The sequence below is a fragment of the Microbacterium sp. FW305-3-2-15-F-LB2 genome, assembly GCF_058787255.1.
Window position 1 is genome coordinate 2,712,378 of sequence record NZ_JBYSZO010000001.1, and the last position, 25,803, is coordinate 2,738,180.

At 70.1% G+C, this 25,803-nt stretch carries 26 protein-coding genes and 3 tRNA genes; 10 read left to right on the forward strand and 19 right to left on the reverse strand.

The window, feature by feature from the left end; translation table 11 throughout:
• Positions 1–98: 98 nt before the first annotated feature.
• The 5 genes from AC3WLZ_RS13175 to AC3WLZ_RS13195 all read right to left on the reverse strand — a co-directional run bounded on the left by AC3WLZ_RS13175 (position 99) and on the right by AC3WLZ_RS13195 (position 3,729).
• Positions 99–524, reverse strand: coding sequence for a hypothetical protein (locus AC3WLZ_RS13175; RefSeq protein WP_412925367.1), 426 nt, complete (start codon positions 522–524; stop codon positions 99–101).
• 445 nt (positions 525–969) lie between these two features.
• Positions 970–1,043, reverse strand: a tRNA-Met gene (locus AC3WLZ_RS13180).
• Between the two features lie 33 nt (positions 1,044–1,076).
• Positions 1,077–1,148: transfer RNA gene (locus AC3WLZ_RS13185), tRNA-Thr, on the reverse strand.
• 55 nt (positions 1,149–1,203) lie between these two features.
• A complete protein-coding gene (locus AC3WLZ_RS13190; RefSeq protein WP_492470328.1) occupies positions 1,204–2,637 on the reverse strand; it encodes a M23 family metallopeptidase in 1,434 nt (477 codons plus the stop codon).
• Positions 2,638–2,931: 294 nt separating this feature from the next.
• Positions 2,932–3,729: an inositol monophosphatase family protein gene (locus AC3WLZ_RS13195; RefSeq protein WP_492470329.1), complete on the reverse strand. Its 798-nt coding sequence runs from the start codon at positions 3,727–3,729 to the stop codon at positions 2,932–2,934.
• Between the two features lie 63 nt (positions 3,730–3,792).
• Here AC3WLZ_RS13195 and AC3WLZ_RS13200 point away from each other — a divergent pair, with 63 nt between their 5' ends.
• Positions 3,793–5,382, forward strand: a complete 1,590-nt coding sequence (locus AC3WLZ_RS13200) for a phytoene desaturase family protein (RefSeq protein WP_492470330.1) — start codon at positions 3,793–3,795, stop codon at positions 5,380–5,382.
• Between the two features lie 283 nt (positions 5,383–5,665).
• Complete coding sequence (locus tag AC3WLZ_RS13205; protein WP_492470331.1) at positions 5,666–7,120, forward strand: HNH endonuclease signature motif containing protein; 1,455 nt, start codon at positions 5,666–5,668, stop codon at positions 7,118–7,120.
• 200 nt (positions 7,121–7,320) lie between these two features.
• Here AC3WLZ_RS13205 and pdxR read toward each other — a convergent pair whose 3' ends face one another.
• On the reverse strand, positions 7,321–8,805 hold the full coding sequence (gene pdxR / locus AC3WLZ_RS13210) for a MocR-like pyridoxine biosynthesis transcription factor PdxR (protein WP_492470332.1): 1,485 nt from the start codon (positions 8,803–8,805) through the stop codon (positions 7,321–7,323).
• Between the two features lie 82 nt (positions 8,806–8,887).
• On the opposite strand from pdxR, the gene AC3WLZ_RS13215 reads away from it, so the two are divergent.
• Complete coding sequence (locus tag AC3WLZ_RS13215; protein ID WP_492470333.1) at positions 8,888–9,562, forward strand: pyridoxamine 5'-phosphate oxidase family protein; 675 nt, start codon at positions 8,888–8,890, stop codon at positions 9,560–9,562.
• A gap of 6 nt (positions 9,563–9,568) precedes the next feature.
• On the opposite strand, the gene AC3WLZ_RS13220 is transcribed toward AC3WLZ_RS13215, so the two are convergent.
• Entirely contained in the window at positions 9,569–13,003 is a 3,435-nt protein-coding gene (locus AC3WLZ_RS13220; protein ID WP_492470334.1) for a bifunctional proline dehydrogenase/L-glutamate gamma-semialdehyde dehydrogenase, read from the reverse strand.
• A gap of 101 nt (positions 13,004–13,104) precedes the next feature.
• Between AC3WLZ_RS13220 and AC3WLZ_RS13225 the strand changes: the two genes are divergently transcribed.
• Positions 13,105–14,019 carry a LysR family transcriptional regulator gene (locus tag AC3WLZ_RS13225; RefSeq protein WP_492470335.1) on the forward strand — a complete coding sequence of 305 codons (915 nt, stop codon included), beginning with the start codon at positions 13,105–13,107 and terminating at the stop codon, positions 14,017–14,019.
• Here AC3WLZ_RS13225 and AC3WLZ_RS13230 read toward each other — a convergent pair.
• Entirely contained in the window at positions 13,991–14,419 is a 429-nt protein-coding gene (locus tag AC3WLZ_RS13230) for a MarR family winged helix-turn-helix transcriptional regulator (protein WP_412925376.1), read from the reverse strand. The two genes, AC3WLZ_RS13225 and AC3WLZ_RS13230, sit on opposite strands and share 29 nt — an antisense overlap.
• 84 nt (positions 14,420–14,503) lie before the next feature.
• On the opposite strand from AC3WLZ_RS13230, the gene AC3WLZ_RS13235 reads away from it, so the two are divergent.
• Positions 14,504–14,881: a DUF7882 family protein gene (locus tag AC3WLZ_RS13235; RefSeq protein WP_412925377.1), complete on the forward strand. Its 378-nt coding sequence runs from the start codon at positions 14,504–14,506 to the stop codon at positions 14,879–14,881.
• A gap of 89 nt (positions 14,882–14,970) precedes the next feature.
• Positions 14,971–15,318 (forward strand): hypothetical protein, encoded by a 348-nt coding sequence (locus AC3WLZ_RS13240; RefSeq protein ID WP_492470336.1) that lies wholly within the window; start codon positions 14,971–14,973, stop codon positions 15,316–15,318.
• Positions 15,319–15,391: 73 nt separating this feature from the next.
• On the opposite strand, the gene aztD is transcribed toward AC3WLZ_RS13240, so the two are convergent.
• Genes aztD through aztB form a run of 4 tightly spaced genes read right to left on the reverse strand, consistent with a single transcriptional unit; the run spans position 15,392 to position 19,617 of the window.
• Positions 15,392–16,585, reverse strand: a complete 1,194-nt coding sequence (gene aztD / locus AC3WLZ_RS13245; protein WP_492470337.1) for a zinc metallochaperone AztD — start codon at positions 16,583–16,585, stop codon at positions 15,392–15,394.
• A gap of 38 nt (positions 16,586–16,623) precedes the next feature.
• Positions 16,624–17,532: a zinc ABC transporter substrate-binding protein AztC gene (gene aztC / locus AC3WLZ_RS13250; protein ID WP_492470338.1), complete on the reverse strand. Its 909-nt coding sequence runs from the start codon at positions 17,530–17,532 to the stop codon at positions 16,624–16,626.
• Between the two features lies 1 nt (position 17,533).
• A complete protein-coding gene (locus tag AC3WLZ_RS13255) occupies positions 17,534–18,751 on the reverse strand; it encodes an ABC transporter (RefSeq protein ID WP_492470339.1) in 1,218 nt (405 codons plus the stop codon).
• Positions 18,752–18,765: 14 nt separating this feature from the next.
• Positions 18,766–19,617 (reverse strand): zinc ABC transporter permease AztB, encoded by an 852-nt coding sequence (aztB, locus tag AC3WLZ_RS13260; protein ID WP_492470340.1) that lies wholly within the window; start codon positions 19,615–19,617, stop codon positions 18,766–18,768.
• Positions 19,618–19,672: 55 nt separating this feature from the next.
• On the opposite strand from aztB, the gene aztA reads away from it, so the two are divergent.
• Complete coding sequence (gene aztA / locus AC3WLZ_RS13265; protein ID WP_492470341.1) at positions 19,673–20,389, forward strand: zinc ABC transporter ATP-binding protein AztA; 717 nt, start codon at positions 19,673–19,675, stop codon at positions 20,387–20,389.
• Here the strand turns inward: aztA and AC3WLZ_RS13270 are convergent.
• From AC3WLZ_RS13270 to AC3WLZ_RS13280, 3 genes are all read right to left on the reverse strand, one after another.
• Positions 20,380–20,461: transfer RNA gene (locus tag AC3WLZ_RS13270), tRNA-Tyr, on the reverse strand. The genes aztA and AC3WLZ_RS13270 overlap by 10 nt on opposite strands.
• Positions 20,462–20,552: 91 nt before the next feature.
• Positions 20,553–21,428: a PfkB family carbohydrate kinase gene (locus tag AC3WLZ_RS13275; protein WP_492470342.1), complete on the reverse strand. Its 876-nt coding sequence runs from the start codon at positions 21,426–21,428 to the stop codon at positions 20,553–20,555.
• Complete coding sequence (locus tag AC3WLZ_RS13280) at positions 21,425–21,925, reverse strand: FBP domain-containing protein (protein ID WP_492470343.1); 501 nt, start codon at positions 21,923–21,925, stop codon at positions 21,425–21,427. Before AC3WLZ_RS13280 ends, AC3WLZ_RS13275 begins: the two co-directional genes overlap by 4 nt.
• A 67-nt stretch (positions 21,926–21,992) precedes the next feature.
• On the opposite strand from AC3WLZ_RS13280, the gene AC3WLZ_RS13285 reads away from it, so the two are divergent.
• From AC3WLZ_RS13285 to AC3WLZ_RS13295, 3 genes are read left to right on the forward strand one after another with little or no spacing between them, the layout of a single operon-like run.
• Positions 21,993–22,481: a YajQ family cyclic di-GMP-binding protein gene (locus tag AC3WLZ_RS13285; RefSeq protein WP_412925386.1), complete on the forward strand. Its 489-nt coding sequence runs from the start codon at positions 21,993–21,995 to the stop codon at positions 22,479–22,481.
• A gap of 20 nt (positions 22,482–22,501) precedes the next feature.
• Positions 22,502–23,143 (forward strand): dihydrofolate reductase family protein, encoded by a 642-nt coding sequence (locus tag AC3WLZ_RS13290; RefSeq protein ID WP_492470344.1) that lies wholly within the window; start codon positions 22,502–22,504, stop codon positions 23,141–23,143.
• Positions 23,140–23,277: a hypothetical protein gene (locus tag AC3WLZ_RS13295; RefSeq protein WP_412925388.1), complete on the forward strand. Its 138-nt coding sequence runs from the start codon at positions 23,140–23,142 to the stop codon at positions 23,275–23,277. Before AC3WLZ_RS13290 ends, AC3WLZ_RS13295 begins: the two co-directional genes overlap by 4 nt.
• A 4-nt stretch (positions 23,278–23,281) precedes the next feature.
• On the opposite strand, the gene arr is transcribed toward AC3WLZ_RS13295, so the two are convergent.
• The 4 genes from arr to AC3WLZ_RS13315 form a co-directional block, all read right to left on the reverse strand.
• The gene (gene arr, locus AC3WLZ_RS13300; RefSeq protein ID WP_492470345.1) at positions 23,282–23,689 is read right to left on the reverse strand and encodes an NAD(+)--rifampin ADP-ribosyltransferase; all 408 of its coding nucleotides are present in this window, start codon (positions 23,687–23,689) and stop codon (positions 23,282–23,284) included.
• A gap of 35 nt (positions 23,690–23,724) precedes the next feature.
• Entirely contained in the window at positions 23,725–24,516 is a 792-nt protein-coding gene (locus AC3WLZ_RS13305) for an SGNH/GDSL hydrolase family protein (RefSeq protein ID WP_492470346.1), read from the reverse strand.
• Positions 24,517–24,524: 8 nt separating this feature from the next.
• On the reverse strand, positions 24,525–24,665 hold the full coding sequence (locus AC3WLZ_RS13310; protein ID WP_492470347.1) for a hypothetical protein: 141 nt from the start codon (positions 24,663–24,665) through the stop codon (positions 24,525–24,527).
• A gap of 118 nt (positions 24,666–24,783) precedes the next feature.
• Positions 24,784–25,803 (reverse strand): LacI family DNA-binding transcriptional regulator, encoded by a 1,020-nt coding sequence (locus tag AC3WLZ_RS13315; RefSeq protein WP_492470348.1) that lies wholly within the window; start codon positions 25,801–25,803, stop codon positions 24,784–24,786.

Below are 25,803 nucleotides of genomic sequence, written 5' to 3' on the forward strand. Positions count from 1 at the left end.
TGCTCCGCCGTGCATTGACCGCAGCAGGAAGCGCGCGCCGTCTATGACGAAGGGGCGCCGGTAGAACCGACGCCCCTCGCCCCTCTCACCCCATCAGGTCAGCCCGTTGCAGCGGACTGTTCGACCAGATAGCGGTACGCGCATTCGCCCTTGCGGTCGATGCACGGCGGGAACGTAGCGCCCACCTCATGGTGGGTCACCTCCCCATACTGGTCAGTCCAGAATCCCGCGAACGGGACGCGCTGACCGGTCTTCCAGAGTCCATCGGGACCCTTCGGCTCGTGGTGCTTCACGCTAATCACCTCCTCTCGCGGTATCGTCTCGGCATGACACTGATCGCCTTCCCGACGGAGCGGGCTCAGCGAGCAGCCGGCGAGCGCACGTGCGTGTGCGGCTCGACGTGGTTCAGGCTCGAGCGAACGAACCTGCAAGGCGAACGAACCGGCGGGGTCGTCAACGTTGACGCCGACGGCCGGATCGTGGGGTGGTCGGGCGAGCTGCTCTGCAACGAGTGCGGCAGACACCAGTAGCCCCGACCGAATACGGCCAGGGCTGGATCGTTTCGCGGGGTCAGTGATGCACGCGATGCTCACAGGTCTCTACCTCAATCATGATCAGCAGCTCGTTCGCAAACATGTCGCGATCCCTCCCAAAGTCGGCTGACGGTCCTGGTGTGTGTGGTGGATCCGACCATAGGGAAGAGAACGCCGACCGAGGTTCCGACACGCCGATGCGCGGCTGTAAACGAAAGAACCCCCGCCCGGTGTAGGGCGGGGGTTCTGCTGATCGAGAGGTGAGCCTGCACCACACACGCTGACCTTGGGAGCAATTCTGAGTGTAGGAGCGCAGCGCCCGCAGTGTGGGACGACACGGGCGTGTCGCGAATCGAATGTGCGGGGTTTGTGCGGGATTTTGCACCCCATAACGACAGCAGCCCCGGCGGAAACCGGGGCTGATCTGGCGTATCTGTAGCGGGAGCGGGGCTTGAACCCGCGACCTCACGATTATGAGTCGTGCGCTCTCACCAACTGAGCTACCCCGCCGCGCGGCATCCGGTCTTCGAGAAGGATGCCTTGAGCCCCGAGTCAGGATTGAACTGACGACCCCTTCCTTACCATGGAAGTGCTCTGCCACTGAGCTATCGGGGCGTACCCGGATCACTCCGGGCAACTAGAAGAGAATATCAGAGCGAGGCGGCCTCTTCTAATCGAGGGAGTGACGCCCGGCGTTCGCGCGGAGCCACACGATCGGGTCGATGGCGACCGTACCGTTCATCAGGATCTCGAAGTGCGTGTGGGCACCGAACGAGTGGCCTGTGTTGCCCGTGTGGCCGATCACCTGGCCGACGTGCACGACATCCCCGGGCTTGACCTGCAGCGAGCCATACAGCATGTGGGCGTAGCGGCTCGAGACGAGCTGGCCGTCGATCTTGTGGTCGATCACGACGACGACACCATAACCGCCACCGGCCTCGGTGGCCTCGCGGACCGTGCCGTCGGCGATCGCCTGAATCGGCGCACCCTCGCCCGGGACGAAGTCGGCGCCCTCGTGCATGACACCGTCACGCATGCCGAAGCCGTAGGTGATGCCGACACCCACGGCGAAGGGCCATTGGATGGCCGCGGACGTGTCGTTGACGTAGAAGTTGCTGGGGTTCTTGATGCCCGTGTCCGCCGCGACCTGCGCGTAGGTGGCAGCGGAGTAGCCGTCCGCTCGATCGACGACCGCGGCCTGCGACTGCGCCGGAGCGACGTAGGCCTGGATGGACCCGCCGCCGACATCGCCGCCGCCCACGGCGAGGTTCTGCGTCGCGACGGTTTCGGCGGACGCGACGTTGGCCGTGCCGTTGGCGGAGGCGAGCGCGCTGACCGGCATCGTCATGCCGACAGTGAGGAGGCCGACGACGCCCATGACCCCGATGGAGAAGGAGGCGGCGGCGATGCGACGACCGTCACGCCGGCGGGGTGCGGCGGTCGCGGGCAGACCCTGCGCCACCGGGCGCGCCGCAGCGGCGACGGGCTGTTGAATGGCGGTCTCGCCCGTGAACGCGAACAGGCGTGCGGCGGCCTCGAACTCATCGGCGGTGTCATCCGCGACGACGGGCTTGCTTGCCGGCCCGGCCTCTGCCTCCTCGGCAGCCGACAACCCTTCGGTGGCGTCGCTGGCGAGGCCGAGAACCGGCTCGTCGATTGCGCGCGATTCCTCGACGGGGGTCGACGCGACGACGATCAACGCGTCCTCGGCGGGCGCGGGACGCCGACGACTGCGGCGTGTGACCGGAAGCGTGATCGGCGAGGTCGGGAGGGTCACCGGGGTGGTTGCCTCGGCGGCGTCGGAGCTCTGCAGGATCACGGCGACGTCATCGGAGCCACGCTCGTCGACGACGGTGACATCGAGGGCGTCGGATGCCTCGGCCTCGGTCGTCGCGGCCGACTCGGCGTCTCTCGCGACAGGAGCGGCGGAACGCGACGAGCGGCGGCGCGGAGCGGGCAGCGTCGGCTGAATCGTCGCGGCGATCACGGTCTCGACGACGGCGGCGGCGACCTGCTCGACGATTTCGGGCTGGGATGCGACCTCGGCGTCGACCGGTGCCGGATCGAGCGTGAGCGGCTCGGCGGCAGAGTCTTCGACCACCACGGATGCCGCGGCAGTGTCGTCAGCAGCAACGGGAGTGGTGCGGCGACGCCTCTCGGCTCGCGTCGGCTCCGTGGCGACGGGCGTGGCGGAGGGGCGACTGGATCGCCGCGTGCGGGCGGGCTCAGTCTCTGGGGCTTCTGACGGCAACGCGCGGGGGCTCTCGGTTCATGTCGCGGGCGCGACGGCTTCGGGCTTTCGGGCTTGCGCCATTTCCGCAGGTTCGGGTCGCGAAAATAACGAACAGGTAACTACCCTAACCCGGCCTGTCTGGGAATGCCATCAAGGCGTCGGCTTTCACAACTCCGGTTCGAGGATCTCCTCGAGTCGGCCGTAGATCCCGGGGCTCGCGGCGATGACCATGCCCTTGCCCGGTCGCCCGCCCGGCGCTCCGCCGACCATGCCGCCGGCCTCCTCGACAAGCAGCACCCCCGCGGCGTGATCCCACGGGTTGGTGCCCTTCTCGTAATAGGCATCCATTCGTCCGGCGGCGACGGAAGCAAGATCGAGCGATGCGGCGCCGATGCGGCGGATGTCGCGCGCGATGGGCATGACGCGGGCGAGCCTCTCGAGCGTGGGCCCGTGCGTGGCGGGGTCGTAGCCGAAGCCCGTGGCGATGAGTCCTCCGGCGGGGCCCACCTCGGCCGTGACCGCGAGGCGTTGCTCACCGAGCCAAGCGCCACCGCCACGCAAAGCACGGAACATCTCCCCCGAAACCGGGTTGTAGACGACGCCGGCCACCGCGCTCCAGGTCGCCGGGTCGTCGGATCCTTCGACGGCCGCAATGCTGACGGCCCACGCCGGAATGCCGTACGCGTAGTTGACGGTGCCATCGATGGGGTCGACGACCCACGTGATGCCGCTGCGGCTCTCCTGCGCCGCCGATTCCTCCCCGAAGAATCCGTCTTCGGGGCGCTCGCGCTCCAACTCGGCGCGGACGAAGGCCTCGACCTCCTTGTCGGCGGCGGTGACGATGTCGGCCGCGACCGACTTCGTGGCGATCTCCAGTCCCTCGCTCCGACGGCGGACAGCCAGATCCCCGGCTTCGCGGGCGATGCGGGTGGCGATCTCGAGCAGGTCTTCGGCGAGGGTCATGGCACCCACGCTATCGGGATGCCACCCCTGGGCGGTGTCGGACGGGGTCGCTAGCGTGGGCACATGAACCCCGCGGAGACCACTCGATACGACGTCGTCATCGTCGGCGGCGGGCACAACGCCCTCGTCGCCGCGGCCTACCTCGCGCGCGCCGGACGCTCGGTGGTGGTCTTGGAGAAACAGGATGCCGTCGGCGGCGCCGCCGTATCGGAGCGCCCGTGGGCGGGGGTCGACGCCCGCCTGTCGCGCTACTCGTACCTGGTGAGCCTGCTGCCGCGCCGGATCATCGACGACCTGGGCCTGCGCATCGACCTGCGCCGGCGGCGATATTCGTCCTACACACCGGATCCCGCGGATCCCACGCGCGGCATCCTCATCGACACCCAGGATGCCGAAGCGACCGCGGCCTCCTTCACCCGGACGCTCGGCGACACCGACGAGGCCGAGCGGTTCGCGGCTCTCGGCGAGCGCCTCGCGCCGCTCGGTCGCGCCGTCTTCCCGACGATGACCGAGCCGCTGCCGACCGCCGACGAGGTGCGCGCACGGCTGGCGGACGACGAACTGTGGATATCGCTGACGGAACGGCCGCTCGGTGAACTCCTGCGTTCCTCACTCGGCAGCGACCTGGCTCGGGGCATCGCGTTGACCGACGGCCTCATCGGCACGTTCGCGTCGTCGGACGACCCCTCCCTCGCACAGAACCGGTGCTTCCTCTACCACGTCATCGGCGGCGAGACCGGGCACTGGGACGTGCCGGTCGGCGGCATGGGCGCGGTGACGGCCGAGCTCGAACGTGCGGCGCGCGAAGCGGGGGCAGAGATCCGCACGGGTGTCGAGGTGATCTCGGTATCGCCTTCCGGCGAGGTCCACACCGTCACCGATCGCCCCGAAACGTACGTCGGCGACGTGGTGCTCAGCGGGGTCGGGCGCGCGGTGCTCGCGCGGCTGCTGACCTCCGGTGGCACACCGACCGAGACACCCGAGCCCGAGGGCGCGCAGGTCAAGGTCAACATGCTCCTCTCGCGGCTCCCCCGATTGAAAGACGCCTCCGTCACCCCCGAAGCCGCCTTCGCCGGAACCTTTCACGTCAACGAGACGATGACCCAGCTGGATGCCGCTTACGCTGCGGCATCCGCGGGTCTCGTGCCCGACCCGCTCCCGGCCGAGATCTACTGCCACTCGCTGACCGACCCGTCGATCCTCGGCGACGAACTGCGGGCGAGCGGGGCACAAACCCTCACGCTCTTCGGGCTGCAGGTGCCGCACCGACTCATCGACGGTGAGGATCGGGTCGCCGCCGGGGCGCGGCTCCTCGCCGCGGCGCAGCGATCGCTGGACGCCGTGCTCGCGGAGCCGCTCCGGGACTGCATCGTCGAAGGACCCGACGGCCGCTTGTGCATCGAGGCGCGCACGACGACCGACCTGGAGCGGTCGCTCGGAATGATCGGCGGAGACATCTTCCACGGCGGACTGTCGTGGCCATGGCTCGAGGGCGCCGCCGACGACCTGGGCGCCGCCGAGCGGTGGGGAGTCGAGACGGGGCACGCGCGGATACTGATGTGCGGATCCTCGGCCCGTCGAGGCGGAGCCGTGAGCGGCATCGGCGGTCAGAACGCGGCGATGGCGGCGCTGGAGATCCTCCGGCGCGGGTAGGACGGGTGGTGGATGCCACGCGGCCCGGGGTGGTGTGCCACGCGGTCCAGGGGCGGGTGTGCCACGGCGGGGGTTGGCTCGGATGCCGGAGCGTTGGGCGACGGGCGCGTGGGGAATGGCGAGCGGCTGAGGCATCCGGAGTCACGGCAATGGGGGCATCCGCGGCAGTGGACGAACGGGCGTCCCCGACTGGTGGATGCCGACAGCGACGTCTCGGGTGATGTCCGGGACCGCGAGGGTGAGATTGCCGCAATCATTCGAAGCTTTGTTCTAAACTCAAGCCATGCCCGCCACCCCGCCTCTCGACGCCGAATCGTCCGACGTCGAGCGGGAGCGCGTGCGGATGCAGGTACTCGTGCAATCGATTCGCGACGAGTCGGCGCGGGCGGCGCGCGTGCAGGCCTCGCTCGTGACGCTCCGCGCGGAGGCGTTGCAAATTGCGCTCGATCAGGTGGCGCGCTCACGCTCCCGGGAGAGCCGAGAGCGTGCGATGCCGGTTCGTTCCCTCGCGCTCGAGATCGCCGTGGCCACTCGCAGTCACGACCTCACTGTGCAGAAAGAACTCTCCGACGCGCACACGCTGGTGGAGAAGTTCGCCGCGACGGTGGGGGCCCTCGCGGAGGGACGCATCGGGGTCCGTCACGCTCAGGCGATCCTGGAGACGGGGATCGTTCTCGACGATGACGCGACACGCGCCGGGTGGGAGCAGGTCGTCCTCGCCCGCGCAGAGCGGGACTCCCCCGGTCGCGTGCGCGCTTTCGGGCGAGAGCTCGCGGAAAGCGTGCATCCGGTCGGGATGACGGAGCGGCACGCTCGTGCCGCCGCATCGCGCGGCGTGAGTGTGCGAGATCTGGCCGACGGCATGGCCGAGCTAAGCGTGATCCTGCCCGCCACGGTCGCCTACGGCATCCGCGATCGTCTGCGCCGGCAGGCCGCGGCGATTCGTGCCGCGGGGGTGGCCGCTGAGGCTGCGGGATCAACAGCCCCACCCGACCGCGGAGACGAAACGCTGAGAACCGATGCCCACGATGCCACGGAGGTCGGGGCCGTTGACGACGGCGGGACGGTCGACGCGGAGGCCAGGGTGGACACGGACGCCGACGTGGGTGATCAACATCTGCGTGACAACCGCACGCTCACGCAGATCACCGCGGATGTCTGCGCCGACCTCCTGCTGACGGCGACGCCCGCAATCGACCCGACGACAGACGCCATCTGCCCCGGAGGGCTGGGCGCCATCCGCGGACACGTGCAGGTCACCGTCCCAGTGATGACGCTCCTCGGCCGAACAGACGTGGGGGCGAGCATCGATGGCCTCACACCCATCGACCCCGAGACGGCGCGACGCCTGGCCGCGCACGCGCCCGGATGGGATCGCGTTCTGTGCGACCCGGTGACGGGGACGGTGCTCGAGGTCGACCGGTACGCGCCGACGACCTCGCAACGTCGATTCTTAGCCGCTCGCGACCGACACTGCCGCGCTCCCGGATGCCGTGCGCCGATCACGCGCTGCCAGGTCGATCACAACCACGAGGCTCACGCGGGCGGTCCGACCCGGCTCGACAACCTGTGTCACCTCTGCGTTCGTCACCACACGCTCAAGACGGAGACCGAGTGGACAGTCAACCAGGAGGCGGACGGCACGTTGCGGTTCCAAAGCCCTCTCGGACAAGACCATCGCGAGAAACTCCCCGGGCGGGTTCTGTTCGTGCCGGATGCCGATCCACCACCGTTCTGACTTGCACCCTGGTGATCCACGCCGTGCGGATCCACGCCGTGCGGATCTACGCCAAGCGGATGCACGCCGCGCGGATCCACGCGCCGGACGAGAAGCCTGACCCAGCCCGCCCGGCGACGGCCGTAACCACAACCGCGATCACGCGCCGCACGCAACGACGAGGTGTCGCCGCCGCCTGGACTCGCGTCCCTGGGGAATCATCACGACCGCCCGGTCACGCCCCCCAGCTCAGACGGAACGTCAGACACGACGCCTGCCACCGCCCCGAGCCTGACGTCGAGCCCAACGTCGGACACGACCCCTGCCACCACGGCCAGCGCTTCCGCCAGCCGCACCGTGGTCGGCTCGGCGTACCCGAGGACGAGACCGGCCGGAAGGTCGGTGGGCGCATCGGGGAATGCATAGGCAGCGAGTCCGGTGACCAGCACTCCTCTCGCAGCGATTCGCGCCACCAGCCGCGACTCCTCCCCCGGCGACACCGCGGGAAGAAGCGCGACGGCGTGAAGGCCCCCGTTCATCGCCGCGAGCTGCACGCCCATGACCGGCTCCAACGCCTCGAGCACGAGTCGCCTCCGATGGCGGTAGTCACGCCGACGACGGGCCGTGTGGCGGGCGAGCGATCCATCCGCCAAGTAGAGGGCGAGCGCGTGCTGCGTCACCGTCGACACCGACAGGTCGAGGTCCGCCCGCGTCTCGTGCAGGCGGTCGCGCACCGCTCCGGAGGCGACGACCCACCCGAATCGCAACGCGGGGCTCAGCACCTTCGACAGCGTTCCGATGAGGATCACCCCCTGCGGATCGAGCAGTCGGAGGGGCGGCAGCGGCGCACGGCCGTGCGGAAACTCACTGTCGTAGTCGTCCTCGATCACCATGGTCCCCGTGGCGCGCGCCCAGGCGACCAGGCGTGCACGCGCAGCGGCGTCGAGTCGGCTCCCGAGCGGATAGTGATGGTGGGGCGTCACGATCACGGCATCCAGGTCGTCGTGTTTCTCGACGGTATCGACATCCAGACCGTCCCCCGGGGTGACGGGGAGCGGGACCATCTCGACGCCCACGCGATCGAGGATCATCCGCACCCGCGGATAGCCGGGATTCTCCACCCCGAAGCGTCGGATGCCGTCCGGCCGCCGCGCCGGGAGTGCCAGAGCCGCGAGCAGCAGAGCGTCGCTCGTCCCGGCCGTGACGATCACATCGCCGGGGTCGACCACCACCCCGCGAGTGCGTCCGAGGTGACGGGCGATCTCAGCGCGCAGGGCCGGCGAGCCCTGCTCGTCAGAGATGTCGGACTCGGGATCCGTGGAACTCGCCCGGCGCCACGCCGACCGCCAGGCTGCGTCGGCGAGCCCGCGCGTCCCCGGCCGCCCGGGACGCAGATCGATGAAAGCGGATGCCGACGCGGTCGGGGGCGTCGACACCAGCGCGGGCACGACCGCGTGGCGCGGAAGCGCAGCGACGATCGTCCGTGCCCCCGGCCGCGCGAGAAGGTATCCCTCGCCGACCAGAGTGTCGTAGGCGGCGACGACCGTTCCGCGCGCAACACCGAGGTCGTCGGCCAGCACCCGGGTCGACGGCAGCGCCTCCCCCGCGGCCAGCCGCCCCTCGACGACCGCGGCACGCAGCCCCTGGGTGAGCTGCGTGTGCAGCGGCACCGACGAGGACCGATCGAGGATGCCGGCGGAGATCACGGATGCCAGTATCCCACTGGACCACTCATCACCAAGAGAATCGGTCTAGGACACGGTCCACTCAAGGCGGTGGAATCAGAGGATGACCGACCTGCCGCTCACCCCGCTCACCCGCGTCCGCCGACTGCCGCACTACCAGGTCACCGACCGAAGCGCGCTTTACGACATCATCGACGGCGCCCTCGCGGCTACCGTCGCGATCGTGCGCGACGGGCGCCCCATCGCCCTTCCGGTCGGAATCGGCCGCGACGGAGACGATGTCCTCATCCACGGCTCCACCGGCAGCGACTTCTTCCGCCGGATCGCCGACGGAACGCCGGTGTGCCTCACCGTCACCCACCTCCTGGGGCTGAAGTACGCCCGGTCCCTGTTCGACAGCTCGATGCGGTACCGCTGCGCGGTCGTGCATGCCGTGGCATCCGTCGTCCCTCCCGAGGAGAAGGAGGGCGCCCTCCTCGCGCTGTCCGAGCACCTGATGCCCGGCCGGTCGGCGGAGGTCCGCCCCATGACCGCCCGCGAACTCGCCGCCACCCTGGTGCTGCGCGTGCCCCTGGCCGAAGCCAGCATCAAGGACAACGCCGGATCGGCGATGGAAGAAGACGGCGACGGGGAGGACCGGGCGGTGTGGGCGGGGCTGCTCCCGCTGCGGGCCGTCGCCGGCGAGCCGGTCACCTCGGCCCAGACGATCGCGGGCACGCCGGTCCCTGTGTCGGTCCGCCGTGCCGCCGAACGGGTGGCATCCGGCGGCACGGCGTAGGGAAGGTCAGCCCCGAACGAGCGGAGGAACCGCGTACCGACGGGGCGTGCCGAAGCGGTGGGCGGTGATGGATACCGCCTGCTCGCGCAGGAACGGCAGCAGCTCCACTTCGCCCGCGCGGGTCGGCTCACCCGCGTACAGCGCCACGGCGGGTGAGCCGGCGGTGTCCTCGGCGAACCGCTCGACGGAACCGCCGAGCAGACGAACCCGACCGCCGGCTCGCGCGAGTCGTGCCGCCCGGCGCGACCACGCAGCCGCGTCCTCGATGTCATGAGCGACGCCCGCGCCCTCGAGCCATGCCCGCACCGCGGGGGCCAGGTCGCGACCGGCACTCACCGTGACGGCCGAACCGGCGCGCAGACCGGCCGCCACGACACGCACCAGGGCCGCGTCGCGCGCATTCTCGAGCCGCACCGTCACCGGCACGGCGGCGTAGCGCAGCACGTTCTGCTCGGACTCCAACCCCGTGACATCGCGCGCCAGGGAGAACTCCGTCGCCCACGCCGCGGCATCCGAAGCCAGAGCGGATGCCAGCCACGCGCGGTCCCCGACCGGCACCGCCGCCGAGGCGGGTCCGGTGAGCGCGTCCGTACCGAGCGGCGCGGCGGACTCGGCATCCGTCCACGAACCGAACCCGAACAGGTAGTGCGGGCCGCCCGCTTTGGTGCCCGCGCCGACGGCGGACTTCTTCCAGCCGCCGAACGGCTGGCGCTGCACGATGGCGCCCGTCGTTCCGCGATTCACGTAGACGTTGCCGGCTTCGATGCGCGCCAGCCAGCGCTGGATCTCCGCCTCGTCGAGGGCGTGGAGCCCGGAAGTGAGGCCGTAGTCGATCGCGTTGACGATGTCGATCGCCTCGTCGAGGGTCTCCGCGGTCATGATCCCGAGCACCGGACCGAAGTACTCGGTGCGGTGGAACTCGCTGCCGGGCTGCACACCCTCCCGGATGCCGGGACGCCACAGCCGGCCGTCATCGTCGAGGCGCCGCGGCTCGACGACCCAGCGCTGCCCGGGCTCGAGTGTCGTGAGGGCCTGCAGCAGCTTGCCCTGCGCGGGCTCGATGAGCGGTCCGACGCGGGCGGCGTCATCCCACGGCATCCCAACTTCAAGCGAGGTCACGGCGTCGACGAGCTGGTCGCGGAAGCGACGGGAGTGGGCGACCGACCCGACGAGCACGACCAGGGAGGCCGCCGAGCACTTCTGTCCGGCGTGGCCGAAGGCCGACGGCGCAATGTCCTTCGCGGCGAGGTCGAGGTCGGCGCTGGGCGTCACGATGACGGCGTTCTTGCCGCTCGTCTCGGCCAGCAGCGGCAGGTCGGGACGGAACGAGCGGAACAGTTCGGCCGTCTCGTACGCGCCCGTGAGCACCACGCGCTCCACGGCCGGGTGCGTGAGCAGCTGCCTGCCGAGGTCGTTCTCGGACACCTGCACGAGCGTCAGGACGTCACGGGGGACACCCGCGTCCCACAACGCCTCCACCATGACCGCACCGGAGCGCTCCGCGAGAGCGGCCGGTTTGATGACGACGGCGGATCCGGCCGCGAGGGCGGCGAGAGTCGATCCGGCGGGGATGGCGACGGGGAAGTTCCACGGCGGCGTCACGACCGTCAGACCCACGGGCGTGAACCGGGCACCGTCGACACGGTCGAGGTGCCGCGCCTGTTCGGCGTAATAGTGCGCGAAGTCGATGGCCTCCGAGACCTCGGGGTCGCTCTGCTCGACGACCTTGCCGCACTCGGCACCCATCACCTCGATGAGATCGGCACGGCGGGCCTCGAGCACGTCACCCGCACGATGCAGGATCTCCGCGCGCGCGTCCGCACCGAGGTCGCGCCACGCGGCGGCGGCGCCCGCGGCATCCCGCAGGCGCTCGTCCAGCACCGCAGCCTCGGTCACCGTGTGCGCGGCGATCGTGTCGGCGCCGAGACGCGACGACGCCATGCGTGCCACGATCCCGTCGGCCCAGACCCGGTTCGCGGCGATTGCGGGGTCGGAATCCGGCGTGTTGCGGAAGCCCGCGCGGGACGCCGGAACCGGAGCCGCGCTGCGGTCCTGGACCCGGTGCGACGCGGGAACGCCCATCGGCATGTCGGCGAGCGACGCGAGGAACCGGTCGCGTTCGCGCGCGAACAGTGCTTCATGACCGTCGAGGTCGAACACCGCCGACATGAAGTTCTCGCTCGACGCGCCCTCCTCCAGGCGTCGGATGAGATACGCGATCGCGACGTCGAACTCGCGAGGGTGGACCACCGGGGTGTACAGCAGGATCGACCCGACCGTTCTCCGGACGACAGCCTGCTGGGCGGTGGCCATGCCGAGGAGCATCTCCACGTCGATCCCGTCGGTCACCCCGCGGCGCTCGGCGAGCAGCCACGCCAGAGCGACGTCGAAGAGATTGTGACCCGCGACGCCGATGCGCACGTGCGCGGTGCGCTCGGGCCGCAACGCGTAGTCGAGCACCGCCTTGTAGGAGGCATCCGTCGCCTGCTTCGACGGCCACGTCGCGAGCGGCCAGTCGTGCACGTCGGCGTCCACGCGCTCCATCGGCAGGTTGGCCCCCTTCACGACCCGGACCTTGATCGGAGCACCCCCGGATGCCACCCGCGCGGCCGTCCACTCCTGCAGGCGGATCATCGCGGCCAGAGCGTCGGGCAGGTAGGCCTGCAGCACGATCCCGGCCTCCACCTCGTGGAACTCGGCCTCGCCGAGGAGGGTCTCGAAGACCGCGAGTGTGAGGTCGAGGTCCTTGAACTCCTCCATGTCGAGGTTGAGGAAGGTGCCGGTCTCCTTCGCCACGCGGTACAGCGGGCGGAGGGCCGTCACGGCGTCGGCGACCGCCGCGTCGAACGCCCACGGCGTGTGCGGGGCGACGGTCGAGGACACCTTGATCGAGACGTAATCCACGTCGTCCCGGGCGAGCAGCCGCCGAGTGCCCTCCAGCCGGCGCGCGGCCTCCTTCTTCCCGAGGATCGCCTCGCCCAGCAGATTGACGTTGAGCCGGATGCCTTCTCCACGACCGCGGATCGCGGCGATGGCGTCGCCGAGACGGCGGTCGCTGGCATCCACGATGAGATGGCGCACCATCGACCGCAGCGCCGTGCGGGCGGCCGGAACCACGACGCGCGGCAGGATCGGCGCAGTCAGGGCGCCCAGGCGGATCGCCGCCTTCAAGTGCAGCGGCAAGAACCCGGGCACCAACGGCGCCAGCCCGGCGAGGTTGGCCGCCGCGACCCGGAGGTCTTCGGGCCGGACCACGCCGTCGACGAACCCGACGGTGAACGCGAGACCGTTCGGGTCGCGCAGAACGCCCGCGAGCCGGGTGGCCGCGGCATCCACGGGTTCCGAGCGACTCTCGACGAGCCACCGGCGAACGAGGGCGACGGCGTCGTCGGCCAGGTCGGCCGGGGCGATCTCCGCGGGGGTGACATCGGTGAGCGACATGGGGGTCCTTCCTCGGATGCCCCCAGTGTGAGGTCGTTTTATGATCGACAAAAGCGATGATTTATGAAGAGTATTCTTCGACAAGAACGAAAGAAGAGGCGATGTTCGATCTGCGACGCCTCCGCCTGCTGCACGAACTCTCGATGCGGGGAACCCTCGCCGCCGTTGCCGAGGCGCTCTCTTTCAGCCCCTCCACGATTTCGCAGCAGCTCGCTCAGCTCGAACGCGAGGCCGGCGTGCCCCTTCTCGAACCCGACGGCCGCCGCGTGCGCCTCACGGCCCAGGGCGAAGCCCTCGCCGCGCACGCCGCTCGGATGCTCGCGGCCGACGAAGCCGCTCGCGCGGAACTCGAGTCGCTCCAGCCGTCCTTGGCGCCCGTGCGCCTCGCCGTGATGCAGTCCGCCGCCCATGGCCTCGTGCCCCGGGCGCTCGACGTCCTGGCCGCGAGCGAGCCGCGCCTGCGCGTCGAGATCGCCGAACTCGCCCCCGAGGAGGGGCTCTTCGAAGTGGCCGCCCGCGGGTTCGACCTGGTCGTGGCCGAGCAGTACCCCGGTCACACGCGCGAGCAACGCGATCTCCTCGAGCGCCGCACCCTCGGGCGGGATGCCATCCGCCTCGCCGTCGCGAACGGTGACCCCGCCGCGTCGCTGTCCGACCTCGCCGATCGCGCGTGGGTGATGGAGCCCGAGGGGACCGCCGCCCGCCAATGGGCGACGCAGCAATGCCGAGCGGCCGGGTTCGAGCCCGACGTCCGTTTCGAGCTCGCCGACCTCACCGCGCACGTGAGGCTCGTGGCATCCGGTCACGCGGTCGGGATGATTCCCGCTCTCGTCTTCGGCGGCGACGAACCCGCCATACGGTCGATCGACCTTCCCGCGCGGCCGCGACGCGAGATCTTCACGGCGGTGCGTCGAGGCACGGCGGACAGACCCGGCATCCGCGCAGTCCGGGGTGCGCTGCAGGACGCGTTCGCCCACATCCCCGTGGTCAGCGACGAGCCAACGTCGCCCGGATGATCCGCTGCAGCGTGTCCGCGAAGGTGCTCGTGGCTTCCACAGGCTCCGATTCCACGACGTCGTCGAGGTCACGCGAGAACAGGTCCAACTGCGACCACGGCACGGCATCGAAATCCACCTCGAGGTGAATGTGGTTCACGCGCCGATCCTCGGTGTCGACCTCACGGCGCAGGAGCCCCCGCTCGACGAGACGGTCGACGAGGGTCGTCACCCCGGCCGAGGTCACGCCGAGGTGATCGCGCAGTTCGGACGGGCGGATGCCGGGTCTCTCGCGGATGCGCAGCAGAGCTCGCGCCTCCGTCTCGCTGACTCGAAGTTCAGCGCGCGCTGCCGCCTCTGCGGAGCGCCGCGCCTCGATGTAGGCGTCGAGCGCCGTGGAGAGTGCGGGGCGCGAGGACATGTCTCCACCCTAGTGACAGCTGGTTAAACCTGTGAATATTTCAGTTAGTTATTTAACTGGATGAAATAGTGCTACCGTCGCGACATGGCCTCGCTTTATTACGGCACCGACGTCTCTCCGGTGACCTTCCCCGACCGGCTGCTGGCCTACGTCAAGGTGATCACCTCCACCAAACTCCGCCGCCAGGAGTCATTCACCCTCACGTGGTCCGGCGACCCCGACGTGGCGGGTCGCTCCTCCATCTGGCTGCACCCGTCCATCCCCCTCCGTTTCGTGTTCAGCTCCACCGAACCCGAACAGCTCGTGGGTGAGTACCTCCGCACTCTGGCCGACCAGGCCAACGCCTCGGCCGGACTCGTCGTCGATCTGCGCACGTGGGAAGACGCTGAGCGCGCCGTCTCGCACGCTGCAGCTCCGGTGATCCCCGCCGCCCGACGCACCCGAGTGGTGCGCGCGGCCTGAAGAGCATCCGGGTGGCGCGGGACGCATATCACGCGCGGACCCGGGATAATGGCTCGAGCGCGTTCTGTGCGCCCGAGACGGAGTGTGCTGTGCCTGTACGTGATCTGCTCGATCTGCGACTGCTGGAACAGTGGCTCGATGAGTTCCGCCACCTGGGATACCTCACCGGGAGCGAGATCCGCGTCCTCCCGCAGCAGGATGAGACCGAGCTGAACCGTGGGCTGATCGTCGTCGACCTCAGCGAGGCGGCGACCATCACCTATCTCCAGCCGATCCCGGGCAGCGACGGGCGCTGGATGGCCACGATGGAGGCGCGCGACACGACGATCGAGCTCACTGCCGTCGCGATCGTGAACCTCGGCAATGAACTCAACGTGCTCGGCGCACTCGTGTCGTTCCTCGAGGCGAAGTCGCGCGCGCTCCTCGTCGACCAGTGACCCCCTGACCCGCGCACCGCGGGACGGCCGACCGCCCCGGGTATCGTGCCGGGGCGGTCAGCGCGTCAGCGCGTCAGCGCGTCAGCGCGATCTCATTCGGCGTGACCTCGAGGGTCGCGGTGGCCCGCACGTCACCGGTGGTGAGGTCGACAGCGTGGACCCTGTTCTTCGCGGGCTCGGTCACATAGGCGATGTCACCGCTGACCTTGATCGCCGGGTGCGCGTCCTGCCATTCGGCCGGCCCCTCCCACGCATCGATGACCGGGAAAGCATCCGTGAAGGCCCGGGCCTCGGGGTCGAAGACGTGGATCGCACCGTCCGACGCGAGGACGTAGCCGAGGTCCCCCGGACCCCGCGCCAGATCGCGGAAGGTGTATGCGGCACCCTCGGGCATGTCGACGACGGTCTGCGTCTTGGTCGCGGTGTCGATGAGCGCGACCCGGTGCAGCAGGTAGCCCTCGGCGTCACGGTCGTCCTTGTAGTCGCCGAGGACCAGGGGGCTGGTGTCGCTGACGAACAGGTTGCCGGTGCGCCCGTAGGGCTGATCCGGGGCGTCGACCTTGGTGATGCCGCCGCCCTCGAAGATCAGCGCACCGTCCTCGCATCCGAAGACGACCACCTCCCCCTGGGCGGTTCCCTCGCCGTGGACTCCCGGGCAGTCGGCGCTCTCGGCGACGGTGCCACCGGAGGGATCCTTCACCACGATACCGGTACGCCCGTCGGCGTTCCCGACCGTCGTGACGAACGAACCGTCCTCCAGCACGATCGAGACGCCGTGGTGCGCCTGGGCACCCGGAATCGTCTCCGTGTCCGGAAGGTCGTCCGTGGATGCCAAGAGCGCATCGGTGTCGAAGACGGTGGTGTCGCTCGTGCCGTCGGCGTACAGCACCGTCCTGCCGCCGTGGACGACGACGTGTCCGGCCTTCTCCGCCGGGAACACCAGGTCGGTGAGGACGGGGGCGTCCGTCGCCGTGCCGGCATCCAGCACCTGGAAACCGGCGCTGGTAGTCACTATGACGTGCCGGCCGTCACCGGCGGAGTTCAGTCGCGTGAATTCCTCGGAGTCCACGTCACCGACGACCTCGAGCGTCTCACCGTCGAGGACGACGATGCCGCCGGGGTAGGACAACGCGACGCGCGTGCCGGTCTCGTCCGCGGCGGACGAGGACGAGCCCGGGGCCGGGGCGCCGGAACAGGCCGCGAGTCCGACGGTCGCACCGACCGCGAGCGCGAGCACGCCCGCGCGTCGGAGGGAAAGGATGCGCATGTGATTCCTCTTTCTTCTTTCTCTGGTTCGGCCGGCCGCTAAGGCGACAGGCCGGCGGCGATGCGCTCCGTGTTGACGCGCATCATGGTCAGGTAGTCGGGGGCGCCCCCGGTCGGCTCGGTGAGGGACTCGGTGTACAGCTCGGTCACGGTGACCTCGATGTCGGCCTCCTCGGCGAGGGCGCGGACGAGTCGATCGGGCTGCGAGGATTCGGCGAAGATCGTGCGCACCCCGGCGTCGTCGATCGCGGCGACCAGGTCGGCGAGGTCGCTCGCGCTGGGCGCGGCCAGCGTGGTTCCGCCGGGGATGACGGCTCCGACGACGCGGAAGTCGAACCGCGCGGCGAGATAGCCGAACACGTGATGGTTGGTCACGAGGGCGCGCTGCGCCGGCGGGATGGCCGCGAAGGCGGTGGTCATGTCGGCATCCAGCATCTGGAGCTGCCCGCGGTACACCGAGGACCGGGCGGCGACGGCCTCGGCATCCACACCGTCCATCCGTTCGAGGACGGGCGTGAGCGCCTCCACGACAGCGATCGTCTGCGCGGGGTCGGTCCAGAAGTGCGGATCGTCGGCGCCGTCGGCATCGGTCGAGGTGTAGGGCAGAACGTCGACCGCGTCGCCCGCGACGAAGGTGACGACGCCCGCGTCGGTGGCGGCATCGAGGTGCTGCTGCAGCCCCTCCTCGAGTCCGAGGCCGTTCGAGACGACGAGATCGGCCGATCGTAGGCGCGCAGCCTCGGATGCCGAGATCTCGAAGGAGTGTGGATCCGCGCCGGGCCGCATGAGGGTCACGACTTCGACGTCCTCGCCCACCAGGTTCGACACGACGTCGCCCAGGATGTTCGTCGACACCACCACGAGCGGACGGTCGCCCTCGGCGGTCGCGCAGCCGGTGAGCGTTCCCCCCGCGAGCAGCAGGGCTGCGGCGATGCGGAGCAGTCTCATCTCAGCGCCCCGTCTCGGCGAAGAACACGGGCGTGCGCTCGGTCGCGAATTCCCGAGCGATGCGCGCGTCGTCTGCGAAGTCGATCTCCCAGAGCCGCCCTTCGACCGGGCCGTTCAGGTAGGCGCGCTGCTGATCCGCCACCAGGGTCACGGGGGCGCCGGCGGCGAGACTCTCCCCCACCAGGGGAACGGATGCCGCGCGCGCCGCGCCGGTCTCACCGTCGAGGACGAGCACACGCCCGTCCGGGGTCAGGGCGAGGACGTTCGCGTCGGCGTCGTCGACCGCCGTCACCTGGACGATCGGCTCAGGCGCGGGGAGCAGTGTCCACGACCGAGCACGGGTATCGAGCATCCAGACGCCGAGATCACCGGCGAGCGCCGCCACGCGAGGACGCCCCTCGCGATTCGCGAACGCCGTGGCCCGTGCCGCCGGCACGCCCTCCGGATAGGGGATGCGCTCCACGACGGGTCGCTCGTCCTCGACGTGGACCAGGAGCGCGCCATCCCGGCATCCGATGACCGCCCCGACTCGGGTGGTGATGGTGCCGGCGGCATCGAGACACACGGCCGAGTCGCCGATCGTCGCGCCGCCGGACCTATGCAGCGTCACCTCGTCGGCGGACACCACCGCGGCGAACGACCCGACGGGGACGACCATCCCGGGGCCGGGCTGACGCGCCAGACGGAAGGACTCCTCGACGCGTCCCTTCGAGAGCGCCTCGGTGTCGAGCAGGACGGCGTCTCCCGTCTCGCGGAAGAACAGCCCCGTTCCCCCGGTCGTCGAGGAGTTCGACGTCGCGACGGTTGCCGCCCCTCCGCCCTCGACGTCTCCCAGGTGCTGAGGCTCGGCGCGGTAGTAGTGGAAGTGGTCGACGTGATCCCACGTCCACACCCCGCTGTCGACGACCGAGACACCCGTCTCGTCGATCGCGAAGAGGTACCGACCGTCGGTGTGGACAGCGAGCGGGGCGCGTACCTGTCCGATCTCGACCGTCGTCTCGTCGAGGAGGTCGAGGTGCGACACCCGCCCCTCCCCGTCGATCGAGGTGAGGCCGAGGGCCGGTTCGGCGAGTTCGACCGCCCCCTCGATCGCGCCGTGCGCGTCGGCGGTGGGCGGGGGCGCCGAACCGGTCGCCGCGCAGCCGGTGAGCGCGAGGACCGCGACGAACGGGAGGGGGAACAGGCGGGGGAACAGGCGGGGCAACAGGGGGTGGAGCATGCGGTCTTTCTGAGTCAGGCCGGAACGGGATCGGGAGCGACGAAGCGGCGGAGGACCTCGACGGACCGACGGAGGGCGAAGGACAGTCCGGCGGCGGCGATCGCGACGGCGGCGATCGTGGCGCCCGCCGCCGTCGCGGCGTGCCACGACACCAGCAGCCCGACGCCCACGGCGGCCGCGCCGAAGACGGCGGCGAGCGCCATGGTCGTGGGGATGCGCTCGGTCCACTGGCGTGCAGCCACGGCGGGGGCGACCAGCAGGCCGACGACCAGGAGCGACCCCACCGCCTGGTAGGAGGCCACGACCGCGAGGGTCACGAGGCCCACGAGGACCGTCTGCGCGACACGGGGCCCCAGGCGCATCACGTGCGCGACGCGTTCGTCGATGGCGAGGGCCACGAGCGGTCGGTGCGCCGCGGTGGCCGCGGCGATCCCGGCCGCCACGGCGATGACGAGGACGACGATGTCGCCACCGCCGATCGCGAGGATGTCGCCGAACAGGATCGCCGTGGCATCCGTCGCGAAGCTGCCCGCGTGGGAGATCACGATGACCCCGAGCGCCAGCATGCTGACGAACAGCAGACCGATGCTCGTGTCGTACGAGAGCCGCGCCCGCCGCTGCAGCACGCTGATGCCCACGCTCATCACCACGGCGCTCGCCGCCGCCCCCAGCAGCACGGGCAACCCGAGAACGGTGGCCAGCGCCACGCCGGGCAGCATCCCGTGAGCGAGGGCCTCACCGAGGAAGGCCATCCCCCGCACGATGACCCACGTGCCGGCGATCCCGCACAGGACGGCCACCAGCACGCCCCCGAGAAGGGCGCGCTGGACGAACTCGAGCGAGAACGGATCGGTGAGCCAGGACACGAGGCACGACCGTATCCGTAATGAGAACGATTCTCAAACTCATAGAATGGATGCCATGCACCCCCGATCCGCGCCCCCGCCCCTCGCCGAGATCCGCGACGTCCGGGTGGACTACGGCGACACGCGCGCCGTCACCGACATCGACCTCGACATCGCGGCGGGCGCCCTGACCGTGATCGTCGGCGCGAACGGGTCGGGAAAATCCACCCTGATCGAGGTGCTCGCCGGCGTGCGGACCGTGACGGCCGGCTCGGTGCGCGTCGACGCGCGGGCACGCGCCTTCGTGCCGCAACGCACCGCCGTCGCCGAACGTCTCCCGCTAACCGTGCGCGACGTCGTCGTCGTGGGCGCGTGGGGACGCGTCGGTCCGTTCCGTCGCCTCGACCCACCTGCGCGGATGGCCGTCGACGACGCCCTGCGCCGCCTCGACATCTCGGCTCTGGACCGCCGACCGTTCTCGGCGCTCTCGGGGGGTCAGAGGCAGCGCGCGCTCCTGGCTCAGGGCTTGGCGCGCGGCGCCGACCTCCTGCTTCTCGACGAACCGACGACGGCCCTGGATGCCGCGAGCGCGGCACTCATCCGACGCGCTATCGGTGAGGAGACCGCCCGGGGGACGGGCGTGGTGTGCGTGAGCCACGACGATCGGCTCATCGCCGAGGCCGACGTCGTCGTGCGGATGGACGCGGGGAGGATCGTGGATCAGAAATCAGATCAAAAAAGCGAAAAGCCCCGGTCTCCCGAGGCTGCCGCTCTTCTTCGCGGTGGCGAGTGAGGGATTCGAACCCCCGAATGCAATGCAGTCTGATTTACAGTCAGATCCCTTTGGCCGCTTGGGTAACTCGCCAGGTGCACACCCGCCCGGCTTTCGCAGTCGACCAGAGGCGCGATCACCTACCTTACCCTCCCCGAGGGGGTGCTTCCAACACGGGTGGGGATCACTCCGGGATGCGCAGGAGCGCACCCTCGCTGCGGCAGGTCGCGGCCGCCACCTCCATCGCGCGGTCCAAGACGTAGCCCCAGGATGCCTCGTCCCCGGGCAGGCCGTCCCGCACCAGCGCCACGGTCGTCGAGAGCACCGCGTCGCCGCCGCCCATCGTGTCGATGATGCGACCGGGCAGATCGGCGATCCCCCGCGAGACGGTCAGCTCGCCGGCGTCGATGGCCGCTCCCCCGGCGCCGTACGTGGCGAGAACGGCCTCCACCCCGAGGCTCGAGAGCTTCTGCCGCAACTCCTCCAACGGAGTCCCGTACAGCAGCTGCGCGTCATCCTCGCCCACCTTCACCAGCTGCGCGCGGGCGGCGGCCTTCTCGAAGCCGCGCACGAACGCGGCGCGGTCGCGGAGCATCCCCGCGCGAGGGTTGGGGTCGATGGCGAGCGGCACGGACGCCGCGGCATCCAACAGCGCGTCCGTCTGCTCGGCGTCGTCGAAGGGGAAGCAGCTCACCACGACCATCGGCGCGTCGGCGAGGGCGGCCCGCTCGGCGTCTCCGTACCGCACGCGTCGGTTCTGGGCGGCCTTGTTGAAGACGTACTCGGGCTCACCGCCGGCCGAGCGCGTGCTCACCGCACGCGAGGATCCGTGCTCCGAGGGACTCGGGAGCAGGACGACGTCGTGCTCCGCGAGGTACGCACGGATCTGCTCACCCGCTGCGTCCTCGCCGACCATCGCGATGAGCGACGTCGGGATGCCGAGGCGAGCGAGACCCACGGCGACGTTGAGTCCCGCGCCGCCGACGAACTCCCGCACACCGGCGTCGTCGCGCAGCTCGTCGATCAGGGCGTCGCCGATCACGACCACACGGCCGGTCACCGCTGGACTCCGGCCGTCTCGAGGATGCGGTCGACGAACGCCTCGGTGCGGCGCGTCGTGCCGTCGATCTTCAGATCCACGCTGGCACGGATCTCGCTCGGCGCAAGCGGCATCGCCAAGCGCACGTTCTCGTGGCACGACAGATCGGCGCAGATGTACGTCCCGACCGTGTCGCCGTGCTCTCCGGCCTCGCCGGCCTTGCGGGCGGTGAACAGAGCCACCTGATCGCCGGGCTGCATGGTGTGGCACAGGTTGCACATCGCCGACCGCGCCCGCGACTGTCCGTCGGCGACGCGCAGGACCACACCGGTGGGCTCCCCGTCCCGTTCGGTCACGACGTAGCCGCGCCCCCGGGTGCGGGGGTCGCGCCAGGCGAAGAAGTCGAGATGGTCCCAGTCGGTCAGCAGGAAGTCGTGCGGTAGGGACAGCACCCGCATCTCGTCCGGCGTCGCGTTGACGAACGCGTCGCGCACCTTGTTCTCGGTGAGTGCTCGCATGGCATCCGAGTCTAGAAGTGCGCGAGACCGACCGGGCCGCAGCACCGACGCTCGGTAGAATCGAGGAATGGCCGACAGCTCATTCGACATCGTCTCCAAGATCGACCGCCAGGAGGCCGACAACGCCCTCAACCAGGCGCGCAAAGAAGTCGAGCAGCGGTACGACTTCAAGGGCACCGACGCCTCGATCGAGTGGAGCGGCGAGGCGATCCTGATCAAGGCGAACTCCGAAGAACGCGCCAACGCCGTTCTCGACGTCTTCCAGACCAAGCTCATCAAGCGCGGCATCTCCCTGAAGAGCCTGGATTCGGGCGAGCCCGTCGCCAGCGGCAAGGAGTACCGCATCACCTCCACGCTGAAGGAAGGCATCTCTCAAGAGGATGCCAAGAAGATCGGCAAGATCATCCGCGACGAGGGACCCAAGGGCGTCAAGTCGCAGATCCAGGGCGACGAGCTGCGCGTGCAGTCGAAGTCGCGCGACGACCTCCAGGAAGTGCAGCGCCTGTTGAAGGCCGCCGACCTCGACGTCGACCTGCAGTTCACGAACTACCGGTAAGAATCCCGGAGGCGAAGGCCATGGCTGTCCGCGTCGACCTCAACATCTCACTCGACGGAGTCGCCGCCCCGGCGGATGTGTCGCCCGAGAACCCCATGGGGGCCGACTGGGGACTCCTCGTCGAGGACTACATGGCGACCCGCACGTTCCGCGAGCGCGTGTTCGGCGACACGTCCGGCGCGGGCACGACCGGCGTCGACGACCGTTACGCCGCGGGCTACTTCGAGGACATCGGCGCCGAAGTGATGGGGGCGGGGATGTTCGGCATCCATTCCTTCCCCGACGACCCGGACTGGCGCGGATGGTGGGGAGACGAGCCTCCGTTCCGCGTGCCCGTCCTGGTTCTGACCCACCGCGAACGCCCGCCGATCGAGTTCGACAACGGCACGCGGTTCGAGTTCGCGCAGACGAGCATCGAGGATGCCGTGCACCGGGCGAACGAGCTGGCGGCGGGCGCGGATGTGCGCGTCGGCGGAGGCGTCTCGACGGTGCGCTCGGCCTTGGCCGCCGGGCTCGTGGATCGCCTGCACGTCGCCGTCCGCCCCGTGATCCTGGGTCGCGGCACGCGCCTCTGGGACGATCTCGTCCACCTGCACACCGAGTACCGCGTCACGTCCGAGGTCGCCGAGAGCGGCGTCGTGCACGTGACGTTCGAACGGTGAGAACCCCCGAGGGCCGGCCGCTGTGCCCTACGTGCGGCGACCCGCTCCGGTTCGAGGTGCTCGACGACGAACGCTTCCTCGTGGCGTGGTCGTGCGTGAACTGCGGGCTCATCCGGACGACCGAGCCGAGCTAGCGGCTCAGTTGATGATCTCGGCGTTCCCGTCGCGCATCTGCGACAGCCGTGTACGCCACGATGCGAGCGCTTCCGGGGTGAGGCGTGTCCAGTCGTCGCGCTGCGCCACGATCCGCAGCGGTGCCGCGCTGCGAAACGACCGCGTGGGATTGCCCGGGAACTTCTTGTCCGTGACGTTCGGGTCGTTCTCGAACTCGCCCGTCGGCTCGACCTCATAGACCCGAGGCGGCCCATCGCCCGGGATGATCTCCGCCGCCAGCCCGGCCCCGTCGAGCAGGGCGGTGAAGTACACGTGGTTCATCACCACCTCGGGACGGTAGTTCGACCGGAACCCCGGGGTGAGGAGGTCGCCGACCTGCAGGTGGGCTTTCGTTCCGTGGAAGAACGGTCCAGGGTCGAGCGGGTCGTCCATGCCCGCAGTTTCCCACGCCGACGCCCTGAGTGGCGTCAGTACGTCAGCGCCGAGAGGACGGCATCCGCGATCGCCCGGTGCCCGGCGTCGTTCGGATGGAACTCGTCACCCGCACCGGCGAAGGTCTCGCGTCCGGTGGGGCCGTGGAACTCCGCGTTCGCGAAGGCGTCGGCGAGGGAGACATAGACCCCGGCGTGCGCCGCACAGGTGCGGGAGATGACCTCGTCGTAGGCCGCGCCGTCGGCGGTCCAGGTGCCGAGACAGAGCAGCCCAGCCCGGGGCGAGGTCGAGCGGATGCGATCGAGGAGACTCGCGTACTGCTGCTCGAAGTCGGCGAGTGGCTTCGGCACACCGACGTCGTTGGTGCCGAGCTCGACGACGGCGACACCCACGTCCGCGGGGACGTCGGTCACGGCCGCGACGGTCGACAACGTCTGCTGCGCCTGCGCTGCTCCCGTGACGTCGACGGATCCGATCCCGTCGGCGACGAGCTGGATGAACCCCCGGTCCTCCGTGGTGGCGAAGAAGCCGGCGGCGAGCGAGTCTCCGGCAACGAGCATGCGAACGCGGTCATCGCCGGTGCGCTCGACGAGGGCCGTGCCGGGTCGCGCGCTCGGACTGGGGGTCGACGTCGGTGTGGGTATCGGCCGGGGTGTGCGGGTCGCCGACTCCGTCGGTCGGGGCGAAGCGGATGCCGGAGAAGCCGTCGGCGGCGCATCGCGCGCGCCGCCCGTCATGACCGCCGCGACACCGAGGACGGCCGCAGCCGCGGCCAGGATGATCGCGACCACGATGATCGCGACCGTCCAGGCCGTTTGGCGACGCACCGAGGGGGTCAGCCCTCGATGCCGTTGATCATCTGAGTGATCTCGCGCTCGGTGTCGCGACCCACGTTGCGCTCCTCCTGCAGCGAGGGCAGGTCGCTCTCGTCGTCGACCGACGGGTTCTCGAACGGCTGCTTCTTGTCGTTATCCATGACCCGATGCTCACACGCGCGCACCCTGCGCGGCAGGGGGTTGCTGCAGCCCGTCCCGCGCTGTCGAACGGGGCGTGAAGGACACGTGATTCATCACGACCCGGGTAGGACATGCCTGTCAGCTCCGCGGCGGAGCGGTCGATGCACGCGGAATCAGCGTCGGCATGGTTCGCTCGATGCGCGCCCCTCCGTCGGAATCCAACAACAGCTCCAGCGCGATCTCCGCGATGCGGTCGAAGTGCGTGTGCACGGAGGTCAGCGGAACCGGGAGGCGAGAGACGAGCGGGATGTCGTTGTAGCCGACGATGGACAGGTCGGTGCCGGCATCCATCCCGAGAGCCTGAGCGACCGCGGACACCCCGACCGCGAGGTTGTCGTTCGCCGCGAAGACCGCGGTAGGGCGATCGGGTCGGCCGAGCAGTCTCCGCGCGGCCTCGATGCCGTGATCGAGACCATAACCGGCGGCGAGCACGCGCTCGTCCGGCAGATCGACGCCCGCCTCGCGCAGGGCGCGTTCCGCACCTGCCCGCCGGTCCCGCCCGCTCGAGGTGAACCACGGACCCGTGATCACACCGATGTCGCGGTGACCGAGATCGAGCAGGTGCCGAACGGCCAGGTATCCGCCGGTCTCGTCGTCGCCGAGCGAGGACGGGCTCACGTCGTCGGTCCGCAGTGCCAGCACATGCGGAATGCCCCTCTCGCGCAGGGATGCCGGCAGGGCGTCGTCGAGGCGGGCGGTGGCGAGCACCACCCCGTCGACACCGCGGCCGAGGAGCGTCTCCGTCGCGCGCCGTTCCTCGTCCGCGTCGTCGCCGCAGGTGGCCACCACGGCGAAGTAGCCGCGACGGTGTGCGGCTCGTTCGACCGCCTCGAACATCATCGCCATCACGGCATCCGTGAGCCGGGGGACGAGGACGCCGATCGTCGCCGTGATCCCCCGCCGCAGGCTCGACGCCGAGACATTGCGTCGGTACCCGAGCTCGTCGGCGACGGCGCGGACACGGTCAGCGGTCGCCGACCGCGAGCGCGGCGTTCGGTCGTCGAGCACCCGACTCACCGTCGAGATGCTGACGCCGGATGCCACGGCCACGTCTTTCAACGTGACCACGTGCCTCTCCGCGGCTTCGGTGTCGACCAT

Excerpts from the sequence above, each read along its gene's own strand:
- AC3WLZ_RS13195 (WP_492470329.1), bottom strand. The coding sequence starts at position 3,729 with ATGACCCTCGCCGAAGACCTGCTCGAGATCGCCACCCGCATCGCCCGC.
- AC3WLZ_RS13200 (WP_492470330.1), top strand. The coding sequence starts at position 3,793 with ATGAACCCCGCGGAGACCACTCGATACGACGTCGTCATCGTCGGCGGC.
- AC3WLZ_RS13205 (WP_492470331.1), top strand. The coding sequence starts at position 5,666 with ATGCCCGCCACCCCGCCTCTCGACGCCGAATCGTCCGACGTCGAGCGG.
- AC3WLZ_RS13215 (WP_492470333.1), top strand. The coding sequence starts at position 8,888 with ATGACCGACCTGCCGCTCACCCCGCTCACCCGCGTCCGCCGACTGCCG.
- AC3WLZ_RS13220 (WP_492470334.1), bottom strand. The coding sequence starts at position 13,003 with ATGTCGCTCACCGATGTCACCCCCGCGGAGATCGCCCCGGCCGACCTG.
- AC3WLZ_RS13225 (WP_492470335.1), top strand. The coding sequence starts at position 13,105 with ATGTTCGATCTGCGACGCCTCCGCCTGCTGCACGAACTCTCGATGCGG.
- AC3WLZ_RS13230 (WP_412925376.1), bottom strand. The coding sequence starts at position 14,419 with ATGTCCTCGCGCCCCGCACTCTCCACGGCGCTCGACGCCTACATCGAG.
- AC3WLZ_RS13235 (WP_412925377.1), top strand. The coding sequence starts at position 14,504 with ATGGCCTCGCTTTATTACGGCACCGACGTCTCTCCGGTGACCTTCCCC.
- aztD (WP_492470337.1), bottom strand. The coding sequence starts at position 16,585 with ATGCGCATCCTTTCCCTCCGACGCGCGGGCGTGCTCGCGCTCGCGGTC.
- aztC (WP_492470338.1), bottom strand. The coding sequence starts at position 17,532 with ATGAGACTGCTCCGCATCGCCGCAGCCCTGCTGCTCGCGGGGGGAACG.
- AC3WLZ_RS13255 (WP_492470339.1), bottom strand. The coding sequence starts at position 18,751 with ATGCTCCACCCCCTGTTGCCCCGCCTGTTCCCCCGCCTGTTCCCCCTC.
- aztA (WP_492470341.1), top strand. The coding sequence starts at position 19,673 with ATGCACCCCCGATCCGCGCCCCCGCCCCTCGCCGAGATCCGCGACGTC.
- AC3WLZ_RS13280 (WP_492470343.1), bottom strand. The coding sequence starts at position 21,925 with ATGCGAGCACTCACCGAGAACAAGGTGCGCGACGCGTTCGTCAACGCG.
- AC3WLZ_RS13285 (WP_412925386.1), top strand. The coding sequence starts at position 21,993 with ATGGCCGACAGCTCATTCGACATCGTCTCCAAGATCGACCGCCAGGAG.
- AC3WLZ_RS13290 (WP_492470344.1), top strand. The coding sequence starts at position 22,502 with ATGGCTGTCCGCGTCGACCTCAACATCTCACTCGACGGAGTCGCCGCC.
- arr (WP_492470345.1), bottom strand. The coding sequence starts at position 23,689 with ATGGACGACCCGCTCGACCCTGGACCGTTCTTCCACGGAACGAAAGCC.
- AC3WLZ_RS13310 (WP_492470347.1), bottom strand. The coding sequence starts at position 24,665 with ATGGATAACGACAAGAAGCAGCCGTTCGAGAACCCGTCGGTCGACGAC.
- AC3WLZ_RS13315 (WP_492470348.1), bottom strand. The coding sequence starts at position 25,803 with ATGGTCGACACCGAAGCCGCGGAGAGGCACGTGGTCACGTTGAAAGAC.